11 protein-coding genes are annotated in these 15,525 nt (G+C 74.3%); 6 read left to right on the forward strand and 5 right to left on the reverse strand.

Annotated elements, in window-relative coordinates:
- The first annotated feature begins 112 nt into the window (after positions 1 to 112).
- Both AB0J86_RS14180 and AB0J86_RS14185 read left to right on the forward strand, forming a co-directional pair.
- Entirely contained in the window at positions 113 to 469 is a 357-nt protein-coding gene (locus AB0J86_RS14180) for a glyoxalase (RefSeq protein WP_363856951.1), read from the forward strand.
- A 76-nt stretch (positions 470 to 545) separates the two neighbouring features.
- On the forward strand, positions 546 to 1,061 hold the full coding sequence (locus AB0J86_RS14185) for a hypothetical protein (protein ID WP_363856953.1): 516 nt from the start codon (positions 546 to 548) through the stop codon (positions 1,059 to 1,061).
- A gap of 73 nt (positions 1,062 to 1,134) precedes the next feature.
- On the opposite strand, the gene AB0J86_RS14190 is transcribed toward AB0J86_RS14185, so the two are convergent.
- Complete coding sequence (locus AB0J86_RS14190) at positions 1,135 to 1,881, reverse strand: C39 family peptidase (RefSeq protein ID WP_363856955.1); 747 nt, start codon at positions 1,879 to 1,881, stop codon at positions 1,135 to 1,137.
- A gap of 497 nt (positions 1,882 to 2,378) precedes the next feature.
- Positions 2,379 to 2,540, reverse strand: a complete 162-nt coding sequence (locus AB0J86_RS14195; RefSeq protein WP_363856957.1) for a hypothetical protein — start codon at positions 2,538 to 2,540, stop codon at positions 2,379 to 2,381.
- 18 nt (positions 2,541 to 2,558) lie between these two features.
- On the opposite strand from AB0J86_RS14195, the gene AB0J86_RS14200 reads away from it, so the two are divergent.
- A complete protein-coding gene (locus AB0J86_RS14200; RefSeq protein ID WP_363856959.1) occupies positions 2,559 to 3,407 on the forward strand; it encodes a hypothetical protein in 849 nt (282 codons plus the stop codon).
- A 144-nt stretch (positions 3,408 to 3,551) separates the two neighbouring features.
- Here AB0J86_RS14200 and AB0J86_RS14205 read toward each other — a convergent pair whose 3' ends face one another.
- A complete protein-coding gene (locus AB0J86_RS14205; protein ID WP_363856961.1) occupies positions 3,552 to 4,130 on the reverse strand; it encodes a TetR/AcrR family transcriptional regulator in 579 nt (192 codons plus the stop codon).
- Between the two features lie 171 nt (positions 4,131 to 4,301).
- Between AB0J86_RS14205 and AB0J86_RS14210 the strand changes: the two genes are divergently transcribed.
- Positions 4,302 to 5,780, forward strand: coding sequence for an FAD-dependent oxidoreductase (locus AB0J86_RS14210; protein WP_363856963.1), 1,479 nt, complete (start codon positions 4,302 to 4,304; stop codon positions 5,778 to 5,780).
- A 27-nt stretch (positions 5,781 to 5,807) separates the two neighbouring features.
- Here AB0J86_RS14210 and AB0J86_RS14215 read toward each other — a convergent pair whose 3' ends face one another.
- On the reverse strand, positions 5,808 to 6,479 hold the full coding sequence (locus tag AB0J86_RS14215) for a methyltransferase domain-containing protein (protein ID WP_363856965.1): 672 nt from the start codon (positions 6,477 to 6,479) through the stop codon (positions 5,808 to 5,810).
- Positions 6,480 to 6,606: 127 nt separating this feature from the next.
- Between AB0J86_RS14215 and AB0J86_RS14220 the strand changes: the two genes are divergently transcribed.
- Positions 6,607 to 8,670, forward strand: a complete 2,064-nt coding sequence (locus tag AB0J86_RS14220) for a WD40 repeat domain-containing protein (protein ID WP_363856967.1) — start codon at positions 6,607 to 6,609, stop codon at positions 8,668 to 8,670.
- A 325-nt stretch (positions 8,671 to 8,995) separates the two neighbouring features.
- A complete protein-coding gene (gene pulA / locus AB0J86_RS14225) occupies positions 8,996 to 14,551 on the forward strand; it encodes a pullulanase-type alpha-1,6-glucosidase (protein WP_363856969.1) in 5,556 nt (1,851 codons plus the stop codon).
- A 43-nt stretch (positions 14,552 to 14,594) separates the two neighbouring features.
- On the opposite strand, the gene AB0J86_RS14230 is transcribed toward pulA, so the two are convergent.
- Positions 14,595 to 15,482 (reverse strand): hypothetical protein, encoded by an 888-nt coding sequence (locus AB0J86_RS14230; RefSeq protein ID WP_363856971.1) that lies wholly within the window; start codon positions 15,480 to 15,482, stop codon positions 14,595 to 14,597.
- Positions 15,483 to 15,525: the final 43 nt, after the last annotated feature.

A 15,525-nucleotide genomic window follows, 5' to 3' on the forward strand; every position in this document is an offset into this window, starting at 1 on the left:
CCGCACTGCTGACCTTAGGTAAGACTTACCGACTCGGGTCTCCTCTAAAACCGTACGTCCGTCTTGCTATTGGCGCAACTCCGTGCCACGCTCCCAGGCGGGAGGTGGGGACATGATCCATCACGTGCAACTCGCCTGCCCGCGCGGCTCCGAACGGACCCTCGGCGACTACTACGGCGGCCTGCTGGGGATGGCCGAGAAGGCCAAGCCGTCGGCGCTGGCGGGCCGTGGTGGCTGCTGGTTCGAGGCGTACGGGATCGAACTGCACCTCGGCGTCGAGGACGACTTCCGGCCGGCCCGCAAGGCGCACCCCGGCCTGCTCTGGCCGGACCTGGAAGGGCTCGCCGCGCGGCTGGCGGCGGCCGGATATCCGGTGCGCTGGGCCGACGACGAGCTGCCGGGGCTGCGTCGCTTCCACACCGACGACCCGCACGGAAACCGGATCCAGTTCCTGGCACCCCGGCGCTGACATCCCGCGCCCCGGTCCGGACCCGGGCCGCCGGCTCCGCCGGGACCGGCGACGCGCCGATGTTAGGGTGCCGCAGGTGACCGACGCAGACGTACACCTCGCCGCCCAGCCTCGCCTCGACACCGTGGCCACCGGCTTCTTCACCGACGCCCGGCGGCTGCGCACCGACTACGCCGGCATCGCCTGGATCGGCGACCAGCCCGACGGCGAGAGCGGCCTGATGGGCCCGGAGTACCGGCGCCGCACCGTCGACTCGCGACTGTTCCTGCCCGACACCCACTGGTACGACGTCGACGCGCTCGACGACGTCGAGGTCCAGGTCAGCTGCGCGCTGTTGCAGGTGCCGGCCACCTCGCAGAACACCCAGGGCCTGGTCGGCGCCATCGCCGAGCCGGTCGTCGAGTTCTACGAGCACCCGGAGGGCCGGCCGGGCGCCGGGCTCTGCCTGACCATACGCGGGACCATCTTCTCCAACCTCGGGCTCTCGTACCGGGTCACCGTGCTCTGCGCCCCGGAGGCGGTCGTCCAGCGCGGCGACGAGATCCAGGCCGCCGGGCCGGCCGACGAGGAGGCGGAGACCGAGGCGGCCTGAGCCGTCCGGGCTCAGCGACGACGACGAGGGGCCAGCTCGATGAGCTGGCCCCTCGCGAGGTACTGCTGTTCGGTCAGCTGGAGTAGCCGCGGGTGGCGATCCAGTTGGCCATGTCGATGGTGCTCATCCAGTAGGACGAGTTGTTCGGGTTGGCCGGGTCAGCGATCTTCACCGCACGACCGTCGTCGCGGTACCCGACCACGGCCAGGTAGTGGCCACCCTCGTACGAGTGGGTCACCCCGTCGGTGTCGGTCGCGGTGCCGATGATGTTGGCCACCACGGCGCGGTTGTTGTCGATCGCGTTCTTGACGTCAGCCTGGAGCTTGTCCATCTGCGCCGGCTTGGCGGAGCTGTCCGGGATGGCCGTGGTCTTGTAGGCGTGACCGCCGGTCACCTCGTTCAGCACGCGGGTGGTGTCCTCGGCGGAGTTGGTGCCCGCCTCGGTGGTACCCAGCTTCTTCGCCACGTCGTCCTGGCTCAGCTCGTGCCCGTCCGCCGTCAGGGCGATCCGGGTCGACGCCGGGCCACAGTAGTAGAAGTTGGGCTGCGCCTGGTACCTGATGCCCAGCTCCTTGGCCGACGGCTTGCTGTCGTGCCGCTTGTCGTCCTCGTGCTTCTTGTCGTCGTGCTTCTTGCCGTCATCGTGCCGGTCCTGCATGACCACCGACTGGGTGGCCGGGGTGGCCGGAGCGGCCTGCGCGGCCACGGCGGGGCCGGCGACGGCGCCGCCGACGAAGGCCAGACCGGCGAGGCCCAGCGCGCTGCGACGGATGACGGGAGCCTGCGTGATGGCCGGTAGCCACCGACTGAACGTAGTCATGATGGTTGCCTTCCATTCGGGGGTGTCCCGCACCTCTGCACGAGGCGTCCGGGAAATGGATGACGCCCGGCGTGGTGCTGCTCGGGGCGTCGGGGGGATGTAACCGATCCGGTCCGGCCGTCATTCCGGGCTGCGGCCCGGGGCCGGGAGACCGTGCGCCCCGCGTGGGGGTGCTGCGGTGTACCGGGGGATGTAACCAACCCGGCCCGGCCGGCATTCCGCCGGGGGCGGGTCGTGGGAGGTGCCCTCGTCGGGGTCCTCGGTCGTACGCGGCTTACAACGACGGCCGGCCGCCCAGGATTCCGCGATCCGGCCTCGCCAGCCAGTCGATCAAGCCAATTTTCCGGACACCGGCCAACAACCGGGACGGCCCGCCCGGCTCGCGCCGGCAGTCGCCGCCCGCCGAACCGGACACCCCGCCCAGACGGCCACGCCCGGGACACTCGTCGATCTAGGGCAAATCACCGTGAGATGATCTCCAATCATGACGATTTGCCCTAGATCGACGGAGGGATCGCCTCCGCGTACCGTTCGCGCAGGCGTGCCCGGACCTGCTCCGGCGTGTAAGCCCGCCGCCGCCGCTCCGCCCGGGCGATGACCACCCCGGTCGCCGCCACGCCGACGAAGCTCGCCACGCCTATTACCTTCCACCAGCGCATCCGCCTAGGGTAGTGCCCGTGGCGGAGACGAGCATCAGCCTCGATGAGGCCATCGAGCTGACCCGTACCGGTGATGTGTGGGTCTTCCGGGGGCGGAGCATGCCGGACCGGGCGATCCAGTTCACCACGAACAGTCCGGTCAACCACGTCGGCATGTCCGTCGTCCTGGACGACCTGCCGCCGTTGATGTGGCACGCGGAGTTGGGCCGGTCGTTGCCGGACATGTGGTCCGGTACGCACCAGCGCGGCGTGCAGCTGCACGACCTGCGCGACGCCGTGACGGTCTGGGCGCAGCGGTACGGCCAGCGCGCCTGGCTGCGCCAGCTCGAACCGCCGGCGGATCGGGAGATGGAGGACGCGGTGCTGCGTACCGTCGCCCGGTTGGACGGTACGCCGTTTCCGTCCACCGCCCGGCTCGCCTGGCGCTGGTTGCGCGGCCGTACGCCGGACGTGCGCTCCGTGCTCGGTGAGCGGTTCGGCCGGCGCCTCCGGTTCGGCCCCCGCGAGCTGCCCTCGTCCCTCGCGCCGCCCGCTCCACGGCACGCGCCCTCCGACGCGGTTGTGCCCTCCGAGCGGGCTCCGCTCTCCGACGGCGCCGCGTCCTCCGACGGCGCCGCGTCCCCCGACGCGGCTGTGCCCGGCGGTGCGCGGAACGTGCCCGCCGGCGCGACCGCGCAGGACCGCCGACTGGAGACCGCCTACTGCGCCGAGGTCGTCGCCGTCACGTACGAGGCGATGGGGTTGCTGCCCGCCGGCCGCCGGCCGAACTGGTACGACCCGGGCCGCTTCTGGAGCGGCGACGACCTGCCGCTGCTCGCCGGCGCGCGGCTGGGCACCGAGATCGCGGTCCGGCTCCCGTCCCGCTGACCCCCGACGGGCCGGGCCGCGGGAACCCGCCGCCCGGCCCGCACCCCGCGCGGGCCGTCGGCACCGCCCGGCACTCACCCCGGGCGGGCCGTCGTCACCGCCCGGCCCGCTCAGTCGCGAATCAGTCGCGAAGCGGTGCCCGGCTCACTTGGCCGCGAAGCCGTGCAGCAGGCCGTCGACCAGCGTGGAGATCTCGGCGGCGTCCGGTAGCGGGGTGTCGGTGGCCATCCGGATGGCGATGACCCCGGAGAGCAGGTCGGCGAAGACGGCGACGTCCGTGTCGGCCGACAGTTCGCCCCGTTCGACGCTCCGCGCCAGCAGCCGGGTGATCAGCTCCAGGCGGCGGTCCAGGTTGGCCCGGAGCACGTCGGTGAAGAGCGGGTCCCGGCACGCCTCGCCGAGGCACTGGCGGAACAGCACCCGCATCCCCGGGGCGTCGAAGACCCGCATGATCTGCGTCAGGCCGGCGGTGAGGTCGCCGCGCAGCGAGCCCGTGTCGGGCAGGGTGATCTGCCCGACCGTCACCTGCCCGACCGCGTCCAGCAGCAGCTCGCGCTTGGTCGGGTAGCGCCGGAAGACCGTCGTGCGGCCCACGCCGGCGCGCGCGGCGACGTCGTCGAACGTCATGTCGAAGCCGCGTTCGAAGAGCAGCTCGACGAGCGCCTCGCGTACGGCCGTGTCGACGGCCGGGTCCGGCCTGCGGCCGCCGCGGTTGGTACCCATGCCCCTCCTCCGATCGGCGTTGACATTATCAGGTACCCCGAGTACCAATACTCGTAGTACCGGAACTCGAAGTACCGATACTCCGAGTTCCCTTTCGGGCCCGCACCTGCGGGACCCGCAACAACGGCGGGTCGCGCCTGCGGGACCCGCACCAACCGCGGGGAGGCCGTCATGAGTGTTGTCGTCGTCGGAGCCGGGCCCACCGGGCTGATGCTCGCCGGGGACCTGGCCGAGGCCGGGGTGCCCGTCACGATCCTGGAGCGGCGTACCGAGGAGTCCAACCTGACCCGCGCGTTCGCGGTACACGCGCGGACGCTGGAACTGCTCGACCTGCGCGGGCTCGCCGACGAACTCGTGGCGCAGGGCGTGCGGGTGCCCGAGGTGCGCCCGCACCTCAAGGGCACCGAGCTGGTGGTGGACCTGCGCCACCCGGAGAGCCGCTTCCCGTACGTGCTGATGGTCGCCCAGGCCCGCACCGAGGCGCTGCTGGCCCGGCGGGTACGGCGGCTGGGCGTGGAGATCGTCCACGGTGCCGAGGTGACGGGGCTGACCCAGGACGCCGGGGGCGTCACGCTGTCCACCCGGGACGGACGCACCGTACGGGCCGACCACGTGGTCGGGTGCGACGGCGCGCACAGCGCCGTGCGGCGCCTGCTCGGGGTCGGGTTCAGCGGGCGCAGCTACGACACGACCATCCTGCTCGCCGACGTACGCCTGGGCCGCGACCTGCCGCTCGCCATCAACCCCTTCGTCGGCGACGAGGGTACGGCGCTGCTGACCCCGTACGGCGACGGCTGGTACCGGGCGACCGTCTGGGACCGCACCCGGCGGGACGTACCGCTGGACGAGCCGCTCGGCATCGAGGAGGTCCGGGACTCGCTCCGGCGGATCGCGGGGAAGGGCCTGGACGTGGTCGAGCTGCGCTGGTCCACCCGCTTCCTCAGCGAGCGGCGGCAGGCCGACCGGTACCGCGTCGGCCGGGTCTTCCTCGCCGGGGACGCCGCCCACGTCCACTCCCCGCTCGGCGCCATGGGGATGAGCACCGGCATCCAGGACGCCGCGAACCTCTCCTGGAAACTCGCGGCGGCGCACGACGGCTGGGCGCCCCGATGGCTGCTCGACTCCTTCCAGGAGGAGCGGCACCCGGTCGGGCGCGGCACGCTGCGCATCACCGATCTCATGCTGCGCCTGGCGGTGCCGCCCGCGCCGCTGCGGCTGATCCGACCGTACCTCGCGCCGGCGCTGCTGGGCCGCCCGGCGATCGCGCGGACCGTCCGGCTCACCCTCTCCGGGCTCGGCATCGCCTACCCCGTACCCGACGGGACGTCCGGCTCGGCGCTGGCCGGTCGGCGCGTACCGGACCTGGAGCTGACGGTGGACGGCCACCGGCGGCGACTCTACGAGCTGGCCCGGGGCGGCAGGTTCCTGCTGCTGGACCTCTCGACGGACGGTGCCGCCGCGGCGGCCGGCGAGCCGTGGCGGGAGCGGATCGCGGTGGTCCGCGCCGAGGGGACGGCGCCGGAGGGCGCGACCGCGCTGCTGGTCCGCCCCGACGGGTACGTGGCCTTCGGCGCCGACCGCCCCGACACCGCCCAGGTCCGCACCGCCCTGGAGCAGTGGTGCGGCGCCGCCCCGTCGGTCGCGGTCTGACCGCCGGCTCCGCCGCCCGCCGTGCCGCTACCGACGTACGGCGCGCAGCACGGCGTCGCGGATCGTCACCGGTCGCCCCTCGGGGTCCACCGCCCGGCGCTCGGGCGCGCCGGTGGAGATCTCCCACTCGCGCGGATCCAGCACCGCCGCGACCCGCTCGGCCGTGAACATGAGGTCGGGCAGGTTCGGGCGGCCGATCGTGGTCTCCAGGTCCGACGGGTGGTGCCCCACGACCAGCAGCGTCCCGCCCGGCCGTACGGCCGAGGCCAGCCGCCGGTGCAGGGACTCGAGCTCCGGCCGGGGCAGGTGGATGAAGTGCGCCGTCACCAGGTCGAATCCCCGCGGCTGCGGGGTCCAGGTGAGCACGTCGGCGCGCTCCCAGGTGATCCGCTCCGCGATCTCCGTACCGGCCTCGGCGGCGTGTCCGGCCGCGCGCCGCAGCGCGACCCCGGAGACGTCCATCCCGGTGACCCGCCAGCCCCGGCCGGCCAGCCAGATCGCGTCGGCGCCCTCGCCGCAGCCGACGTCGAGCGCGTCGCCGGGCACGAGGTCGCCGGCGGTGGTGACGAGGTGCGGGTTCGGGTTGCCGCTCCAGATCCGGTCCGCGGAACTGTAGCGTTCGTCCCAGAACTCCTCGGTGAACAGCTCGGCGACGTCGATCGCGGGGCCGTGCCCGGGTGCGTGGCTGTGCTCGGTCATGGTGACCACCTCCGCGACCACCCTGCGACCCCGGCGCCGGGTCCGCAAACTTCCTTGCCGAACCGGCAAAAGCCGCCCGCGCCGATCGCCGTCCCGGAGTGTCGCCACCCATCGATACGGTGTGCCGATGGTCGCCAAGCTGCCGCTCGACAGTCCGCACTGGGCCGAACTCTCCGCCTGCTACTCCCGCGAGCGCGCGGTCGAACTGCTCCGGCAGATCGTGGCGAGCGGGCGGCTCGGCGAGCCGTGGCGGGAACTCCAGGACGAGATCCTGCACCAGGGTACCGTCTACGGCACCACCTCGGCGGCGCTGCCGCACCTCGTCGACCTCGCCGCCGGCCTGCCCCCGGAGACGCTGGCGGACTTCTGGGTCGAGGTCGGCTTCCTCGTCACGGCCGGCGCGGGCGACTTCCCGGAGCCGCCGCCCGTACCGGGCCTGCAGGAGGGGCTGACCGAGGCCCTGCGCACCGCCGAGACGCTGGCGCTGCGCGCCTTCCTCGCGCCGCCGCCCGCTTCCGGCGCCGCCGGACCGGTACCGACCGCCGATGCCGCCGGCTCGAGCTACCACGCGTTGGCCTGCGTCGCGCTGGCCGGCCACCGTACCGGCGGCGCCCTGTGGAGCTTCCTGTCGCCGACCGGGGGGTACGTCGGGGTCGCCTGCCCGGGCTGCGAGCAGGACCACGAGGTCGACGGCTTCGCCGATCCGCTGCGGCCACCGGTACCGTTCCCGCCGTTGCCGGAGCCCGTCGGCGCCGCGCGGGACATGCCGGGGTGGGCCGACGTGGCGGCGGCGGTCGAGGCGGCGCGCCGCGCCGAGGTGCTCGGGCCGGGCTGGGACGGGCTGTTCCGGGTGGCCGGGGCGGTCGCGACCGCGGGCGTACCGGCCGGCACGCCCACTCCCGCGGTCTGGTGCCTGGTCGCCGCGATGGTGGCGGTCCGGGGCGCGGCGCCCTGGGCCCGTACGCTGGCGCGCCTCGCCGGTCACTTCCGCTGCGGCGAGTGCGACCGGACGTGGCCGCTGGGCGACCTCGTCGGCGAGGACCTCGACGCGTCCCCGGTCGACGCGAACCGCCTCGACCCGGCGACCGTCGCCGACGACTCCGGCTTCAGACCGGCGCCGGTCGGCCCGCCGGCCACCGCGCCGGCGCCGGGCGTACGACCCTCGTGGCGCGCGCCCCGTGCCGCCGGCCCGGTCGACGCGCTGGCCGCGCTGACGCTGCCCGACGGCCGGCACGTGCTCGCCGCCGCCGGCCCCGACGGGGTGCTGTGGCGCTGGGACCTGGCCGACGGCACCCCGCTGGGCGAGCAGCCGGCCGGCGGGATCGGCCCGGTCTCGGGCCTGGTCCCGGTCCCGCTCCCGGACGGGTCCGTGCTGCTCGCCGGGGCCGACGGCTCGGGCGCTCCCCGCTGGTGGGACGCCGCGACGGGCCGCCCGCTGGCCGCCCCGGCCACCGGCGACGGGGTGCCCGTGCTGTCGGTCGCCGCGGTACCGATGCCGCCCGAGCGCGGCGGTGCCGGCGACACCTGGCTCGGGCGGCTCCGCGACGGCCGTACGGTGCTGGTCACCGGCGACGCGGCGGGCGCGGTGCGGCTGTGGGATCCGGCCACCCGCCGCGAGCTGGGCGAGCTGTTCCGCCGCCCCGGCCAGCCCGTGGTGGGCATGGCGGTGATCGACGTCAGCGACCGGCCCCCGTGGAGCGGCGGGGAGGTGGTCACCGTCCACGGCGACCGCACCGTGGACGTCTGGAGTTCGGCGGCGGTCACCGGCGAGCGCACCGGCATGGCCCCCGACGAGCGGCGGCTCGCCGCCCTCGGTCACGAGCATCTGGTGGCCGCCGCCTGGCCGAGGGGCCTGGCGGGCTACCGCGAGCCGGTGCTGTTGGCGGACCGGAACGGCACCGTCTCGCTCTGGGAGAGCTTCGGGGTACGCCTCGGCGACCCGCTGCCGGCCGATCCCGCGCACGCCGACGTGCGGGCCGTGGCGGCGCTGGCCCGGCCCGGCGGCGGTCTCGTGGTGGCGACGGTGAGCGGCGCGGACCGGAACCTGCGCCTCTGGGAGCCGGCCACCGGCGGCGTACGCCTCGTCCCGCTGGAGGAGGCACCCCGATGCCTGCTCGGGATCGACTCCACCCTGGTCGTCGGCCACGACGCCGGCCTGCTCACCCTCACCCTGGACGACCCGGAGAGCTGACCCGTAGCGCCGGAGTCCGGCGGCGCCGACGCCGCGACCGGCGCCGCGACGCCCGGCGTCCGACAGGGACACTGCCGTGTCCGGACCCGGCACCGACGGTCGGTGGGGCCCGCCGTGCCCGGCGAAGACATCAAGCGTGACGGGCTGAGCCGGGCATGGCGGCCCCCACCCCCACGGCGACCGGCGCGCGAACCGGACCGCAACCAGCGACGGCGCCGCGTTGCGCAACGACCTGCTGTCCGCAGAGCGTCAGTTGCAAGGTCTTGCAGAGGATTTCCGCAAACGCTACCGTGCGGGCCAGTCAGCGACCGAAGGAAGGCCGTCGATGAAGCAGCCCTCGTCCCGCCCGCGCGGCCTCCGCCCCGGCCTCGCCGCACTGCTCGCGTTCGCCCTCGCGGGCGCACCGGTCGTGGCGCCCCGACCCGCCGTGGCCGCCCCGTCCGCCAGCGGCGCCCCGTCCGCAGGCGCCGGCCAGTCCGCCAGCGCCGGCCAGCCCGGCGACACCCTCGCCGAGGCGCTCGGTGCGACACGGTGGAGCCGGACTCCCTCGGCCGCCGCGCTGGCCTCGGCCGGTGCCGACCGCCGCTCCCGGGCCGAGCAGTTCTACTTCGTACTGCCGGACCGGTTCGCCAACGGCGACCCGCGCAACGACCGTGGCCGGCTCCCGGGCGACCGCCTGAGCACCGGGTACGACCCGACGGACAAGGGCTTCTACCACGGCGGCGACATCCAGGGCGTGATCGACCGGCTCGACTACATCCAGGGGCTCGGCACCACCGCGATCTGGCTCGCGCCGCTGTTCAAGAACCGGCCGGTGCAGGGCAGCGGCGCCGACGTCTCCGCCGGCTACCACGGCTACTGGATCACCGACTTCACCGAGATCGACCCGCACTTCGGTACGAAGGAGGACCTGAGGCGCCTGGTCGAGCTGGCCCACCGGCGGGGCATCAAGATTTACTTCGACGTGATCGTGAACCACACGGCCGACGTGATCCGGTACGCCGAGAACCGGTACGACTACGTCGACAAGCAGACCGAGCCGTACCGGGACGCCCAGGGGCGCCCGTTCGAGGACCGCAACTACGCCGACGGCAGCCGGCCGTTCCCGCCGGTCGACGCGAACTCGTTCCCGTACACGCCGGTCTTCCCGACCCAGGCGGACGCGGGCGTCAAGGTGCCGGCCTGGCTCAACGACCCCACCATGTACCACAATCGGGGCGACTCGACCTTCAGCGGTGAGAACAGCGAGTACGGCGACTTCTTCGGCCTCGACGACCTCTGGACCGAACGCCCCGAGGTGGTGCGCGGCATGACCGACATCTACGCCGACTGGGTCACCTCGACCGGCGTCGACGGGTTCCGCATCGACACCGTCAAGCACGCCAACCTGGAGTTCTGGCCCCGCTTCAGCCAGGGCGTCGAGCGCGCCGCCGCGCGCGCCGGCAAGCCCGACTTCTTCATGTTCGGCGAGGTCTACAGCGCCGACCCCGAGTTCGCCTCCACCTACGTGCGCCGCGGCGGGCTGCCCGCGACCCTCGACTTCGCCTTTCAGGAGGCGGCCCGCGGCTACACCGCCGCCGGCGGGTCGGCCCGCGCCCTGGCCGACGTGTACGCCCACGACGACGCGTACGCCGCCCGGGACACCGACGCCGGCCGGCTTCCCACCTTCCTCGGCAACCACGACATGGGGCGGATCGGCTCGTTCATCGCGGGCGGGGGCAGCGACCCGGCCACCCACCTGCGCCGCGACCAGCTCGCCCACGAGCTGATGTTCCTCACCCGGGGCCAGCCGGTGATCTACTCGGGCGACGAGCAGGGCTTCACCGGCCCGGGCGGGGACAAGGACGCCCGGCAGGACATGTTCGCCTCCCGGGTGCCGGACTACCTCGACGACGACCTGCTCGGCACCGACCGTACCCACGCCAGCGACCAGTACGATCCGGCCCACCCGGTCTACCGGACCATCGCCGCCCTCGGCGAGCTGCGCAAGACGCACCCGGCCCTGCGCGACGGGGTGCAGGTGACCCGGTACGCGGACGATGGCCCGGGCGTCTTCGCCTTCTCCCGGATCGACCCGGCCGAGCGGGTCGAGTACGTGGTCGCGGTCAACAACGCCACCACCGCCCGGTCCGTCACCGTCGACACCTGGTCGCCGGGGGCCACCTTCCGGGGCGTCTACGGCACCTCGGGGCGCCCCGCCACGGGTGCCGGCGGTGCGCTCGCGCTGACCGTGCCGCCGCTGGGCGCCGTCGTCTACCGCGCCGACCGGCCGATCCCGGTGCCGTCCGCCGCGCCGGCCATACGCGTCACCGCGCCCGCGCCCGGGGCCCCGGTCGCCACCCAGGCCACCGTCACCGCCCAGGTCACCGGCGACCCGCTGGCCCGGGTCACCGTCGCGGCCCGGGTCGGCGGCGGCAAGTGGACCCTGCTCGGGTCGGCCGACCGGGCGCCGTACCAGGTCCGGCACGACCTGGCCGGGCTCGCCGCGAACACCCCGATCGAGTACCGGGCGGTGGTGCGCGACGGCCGGGGCCGTACCGCCGTCGCCACCTCGACGGCCCGGGTCGGCACGCCACCGCCGACCGGCTCCCCGGACTGGGCGGTGGTGCACTACCAGCGCCCGGCCGGCGGCTACGACGACTGGCACCTCTACGCCTGGGGCGACCTCGACCCGGCGTACCAGACCCCGTGGCCGACCGGGCAGCCCTTCGCCGGCGAGGACTCCTACGGGCGCTTCGCCTGGGTACGGCTGCGGCCGGGGGCGAAATCCGTCGGGTTCCTCGTGGTCGACGGCGCCGGCAACAAGGACGTGGCGGTCGACCGGAGCATCGACGTGACCCGTACCGGCGAGGTCTGGATCAAGCAGGGCGACCCGGCGGTCTACCCGAGCCGGCAGGCCGCCACCGGCGAACCGGACCCGCCGGTGGACGAGAACACCGCGATCCTGCACTACCGGCGGGCCGACGGCGACTACGACGGCTGGGGCCTGCACGTCTGGGACGGCGCGGCCGACCCGACCGAGTGGGCCGACCCGCTGGAGCCCGCCGGACGGGACGCCTTCGGGGTCACCTTCCGGGTCCCGCTGGCGCCCGGCGCCACCGGCCTGAACTACATCGTCCACTCCGGAGACACCAAGGACCTCCCCGACGACCAGCGGCTCGATTTCACCACCGCCGGCCGGGAAGCCTGGCTGCTCGCCGGGGTGCCGAGCCGGTTGCTGCCGGCGACCACCACCGCCGGGGCCGACCTGGACCTCACCAGGCAGCGGGCGCACTGGATCGACCGCGGCACGGTGGCCTGGCTGACCGGGCCCACCGACGGGAAGCGGTACGACCTGGTCAGCGCCCCGGACGGCGGGCTGCGCGTCGTCGACGGCGAGCTGGTCGGCGGGTACGCCGCACTGCCGCTGCGGGCGGGGCGCAACGGGCTCACCGAGGCCCAGCGGGCGCGCTTCCCGCACCTGTGGCGGTACGGGACGTTCGCCCTGGACCCGCGCGACCTGGCCCGGGTGCCCGCCGCCGTACGCGGCCAGCTCGTGGTCACCGAACGCGACCACGAGGGGAAGCTGCTCGCGGCGACCGGGGTGCAGATCCCCGGCGTGCTCGACGACCTGTACCCGGGCGCGACCGCCGCCCGGCTCGGCGCCACCTTCGACCGCGGCCGGCCGAGCCTGGCGGTCTGGGCGCCCACCGCGCACCAGGTCGACCTGGAGCTCTACGACACGCCGGCGGCGACCCCGACCCGTACCGTCGCGATGCGTCGCGACGACGCCACCGGCGTCTGGTCGGTGCGGGGCGAACCGGGCTGGACCGGGCGCTGGTACCGGTACCGGGTGCGGGCGTGGCAGCCGGCCGCGCAGCGCCTGGTCACCGCCTCCGTCACCGACCCGTACTCGGTGGCGCTGGCCCCGGACTCGACGCACAGCCAGCTCGTCGACCTGGCCGACCCGGGGCTGGCCCCGCCCGGCTGGGCCGGGCTGCGCAAACCGGCCGCCGTACCGGCCGGCCGCGCTCAGATCCAGGAGCTGTCGGTGCGGGACTTCTCCGTCGCGGACGCCAGCGTCCCGCCCGAGCGGCGCGGCACGTACCTGGCCTTCACCGACCCGGCGAGCACCGGGATGCGGCACCTGCGCTCGCTCGCCGAGGCCGGGGTCACCCACCTGCACCTGCTGCCGGCCTTCGACTTCGCCACCATCCCGGAGCACCGTGCCGACCAGGCGCGACCCGCCTGCGACCTGGGCGCGCTGCCGCCGGACTCGGACCGGCAGCAGGCCTGCGTCGCGGCCGTCGCGGACCGGGACGGCTACAACTGGGGGTACGACCCGCTGCACTACACGGTGCCGGAGGGCGGGTACGCGGTCGAGCCGGCCGGCGCCGCCCGCACCGGCGAGTTCCGGCGGATGGTGGCCGGGATCAACGGCGCCGGCCTGCGGGTGGTGCTGGACGTGGTCTACAACCACACCTCGGCGTCGGGTGCCGACCCGAGGTCGGTGCTGGACCAGATCGTGCCCGGCTACTACCACCGGCTGCTGGAGGACGGGACCGTCGCCGACTCCACCTGCTGCGCGAACACCGCCCCGGAGCACGCGATGATGGGCAAGCTGGTGGTCGACTCGGTCGTCACCTGGGCGCGGGCGTACAAGGTGGACGGCTTCCGGTTCGACCTGATGGGGCACCACCCGAAGGCGAACATCCTCGCCGTACGGGCGGCGCTGGACCGACTCACGTTCGCCCGCGACGGCGTCGACGGCAAGTCGATCATGATCTACGGGGAGGGCTGGGACTTCGGCGAGGTGGCCGGCGGCGCCCGGTTCGAGCAGGCCACCCAGGCCAACCTGGCCGGCACCGGGATCGGTACCTTCAACGACCGGCTGCGCGACGGCGTACGCGGCGGCGGCCCCTTCGACGCGAACCCCCGGGTGCAGGGCTTCGCCTCCGGCCTCTACACCGACCCCAACGGCGACCCGGTCAACGGCTCGGCCGAGCAGCAGCGCGCCCGGCTGCTGCACCAGCAGGACCTGATCAAGGTGGGGCTCGCCGGCAACCTGGCCGGCTACCGCTTCGTGGCCTCGTCGGGCGAGACGGTGACCGGCGCCGGCGTCGACTACAACGGCGCGCCGGCGGGCTACACCGCCGCGCCGGGGGAGGCGGTGACCTACGTCGACGCGCACGACAACGAGATCCTGTACGACGCGCTGGCGTACAAGCTGCCGGCCGGTACCGCCGCCGCCGACCGGTCCCGGATGCAGGTGCTCGCGCTCGCCACGGTGGTGCTCGGGCAGGGCACCGGCTTCGTGACGGCCGGAACCGAGCGGCTGCGCTCCAAGTCGCTGGACCGTAACTCGTTCAACAGCGGAGACCACTTCAACCAGATCCGCTGGGACTGCGCGGACGGCAACGGCTTCGGCGTCGGGCTGCCGCCCGCCGCGGACAACCAGGACAAGTGGCCGTACGCCCGGCCGCTGCTCGCCGACCCGGCCCTCGTACCGGACTGCGCCACGATCGACCGCACCACCGCCCGGTACGCCGAACTGCTGCGGATCCGCAACTCCTCGCCGCTCTTCGGGCTCGCCACCGCCGACGAAGTGCAGCGCCGGGTGTCGTTCCCGCTCTCCGGCCGCGACGAGACGCCCGGCGTGATCACGATGCGGCTGGACGGGACCGGGCTGGACCCGCGCTGGTCCGCGGTGACCGTGGTCTTCAACGCCACCCCGGCGACCGCCCGGCAGACGGTACCGGGACTGCGCGGCGCCAGGGCCGAGCCGCACCCGGTGCCGCGGACCTCGGCCGACCCGGCACTGCGGGCCGCCTCGTTCGAACCCGGCTCGGGCACCTTCTCGGTACCGGCCCGCAGCGTGGCGGTCTTCGTCCAGCCCCGCTGAGCCGTGGACGCAGCCCCGCTGAGGCGGCCCGGACGGGGCCGCCTCAGCAGGTGCCGGGCGGCGTCGCACCGGGCGGGTGGAACTCCAGGCGCAGCGCGTCGGTGCGGGGGATGACGAACGCGCCTCCCCGCTCGCGGGTCCACCGCTCGGGCAGGAAGACGTACTGGTCACCGGATTGCAGTACGAGCTTCAGCCCGTCGTACCGGTACCGGTAGGCCGCTTCGGGATCGGCGCAGCGCAGCTCCCGCACACCGGGCCCGTCCAGCCGCAGGCTGCGCTGGCTGTAGAGCACGACGGTGGGCTGGCGGGACAACTCCTCGGCGTACCGTCGGGCCTGTGACCTGCCCACCGCCGACGAGTAGTCGGTGGCGGCCCAGAAGAGGCTCAGGGCCACGAGGACGAAGATGCCGGCCCACTCGGTGACCGCCACCCACTCCTGCCGCTGCGGGTGCACGGCGACGTCCCGTGCCGGCCGGCTATCGCGCCAGAGCTGTACCGAATAGCGCACCAGCAGGACGCCCCCGGCGAGGCAGAGCGGCGCGAGCGTCACCGCCCGGTCGAGCACCGTCGGCGTGAAGACGGTCAGCAGGCCGCTCAGGGCGAGGAGCAGCCCGAGGGCCCCGAGCGCCGCGGCGAGCCGGCGTACCAGGTGAGGGTGGGCACCACCGGCGAGGCGAGAGCTGAGTGCGGCGTGCGTCCAGGCCGCCGCCAACGCGACGCAGGCGAGCACGGTCATCGGTACGAAGAGCGCGTCCACGCTGCGCAGGAGGTAGTCGACGGTGTCGAAGCCGAGCAGCGTCGCGTGCACTCCGAAGTAGTCGAAGAACCAGAAGAGCTGCATCCAACCGAAGTAGAACAGCAGCGCGGTCACGAGCGTCGTCGGCGCCACGACCGCGGCCAGAACGCGGGCCAACCGTGGTAGCCCGGGCACACCACCCTCGGTCGGCTCCGCGGGGTCCGTCCCGCTCCCGCTC

Origin of the sequence: Micromonospora sp. NPDC049559 (assembly GCF_040676675.1) — a bacterium.
In the GTDB taxonomy this organism is placed as follows: domain Bacteria; phylum Actinomycetota; class Actinomycetes; order Mycobacteriales; family Micromonosporaceae; genus JBFAPK01.

Excerpts from the sequence above, each read along its gene's own strand:
- AB0J86_RS14180 (WP_363856951.1), top strand. The coding sequence starts at position 113 with ATGATCCATCACGTGCAACTCGCCTGCCCGCGCGGCTCCGAACGGACC.
- AB0J86_RS14190 (WP_363856955.1), bottom strand. The coding sequence starts at position 1,881 with ATGACTACGTTCAGTCGGTGGCTACCGGCCATCACGCAGGCTCCCGTC.
- AB0J86_RS14195 (WP_363856957.1), bottom strand. The coding sequence starts at position 2,540 with ATGCGCTGGTGGAAGGTAATAGGCGTGGCGAGCTTCGTCGGCGTGGCG.
- AB0J86_RS14205 (WP_363856961.1), bottom strand. The coding sequence starts at position 4,130 with ATGGGTACCAACCGCGGCGGCCGCAGGCCGGACCCGGCCGTCGACACG.
- AB0J86_RS14210 (WP_363856963.1), top strand. The coding sequence starts at position 4,302 with ATGAGTGTTGTCGTCGTCGGAGCCGGGCCCACCGGGCTGATGCTCGCC.
- AB0J86_RS14215 (WP_363856965.1), bottom strand. The coding sequence starts at position 6,479 with ATGACCGAGCACAGCCACGCACCCGGGCACGGCCCCGCGATCGACGTC.
- AB0J86_RS14220 (WP_363856967.1), top strand. The coding sequence starts at position 6,607 with ATGGTCGCCAAGCTGCCGCTCGACAGTCCGCACTGGGCCGAACTCTCC.
- pulA (WP_363856969.1), top strand. The coding sequence starts at position 8,996 with ATGAAGCAGCCCTCGTCCCGCCCGCGCGGCCTCCGCCCCGGCCTCGCC.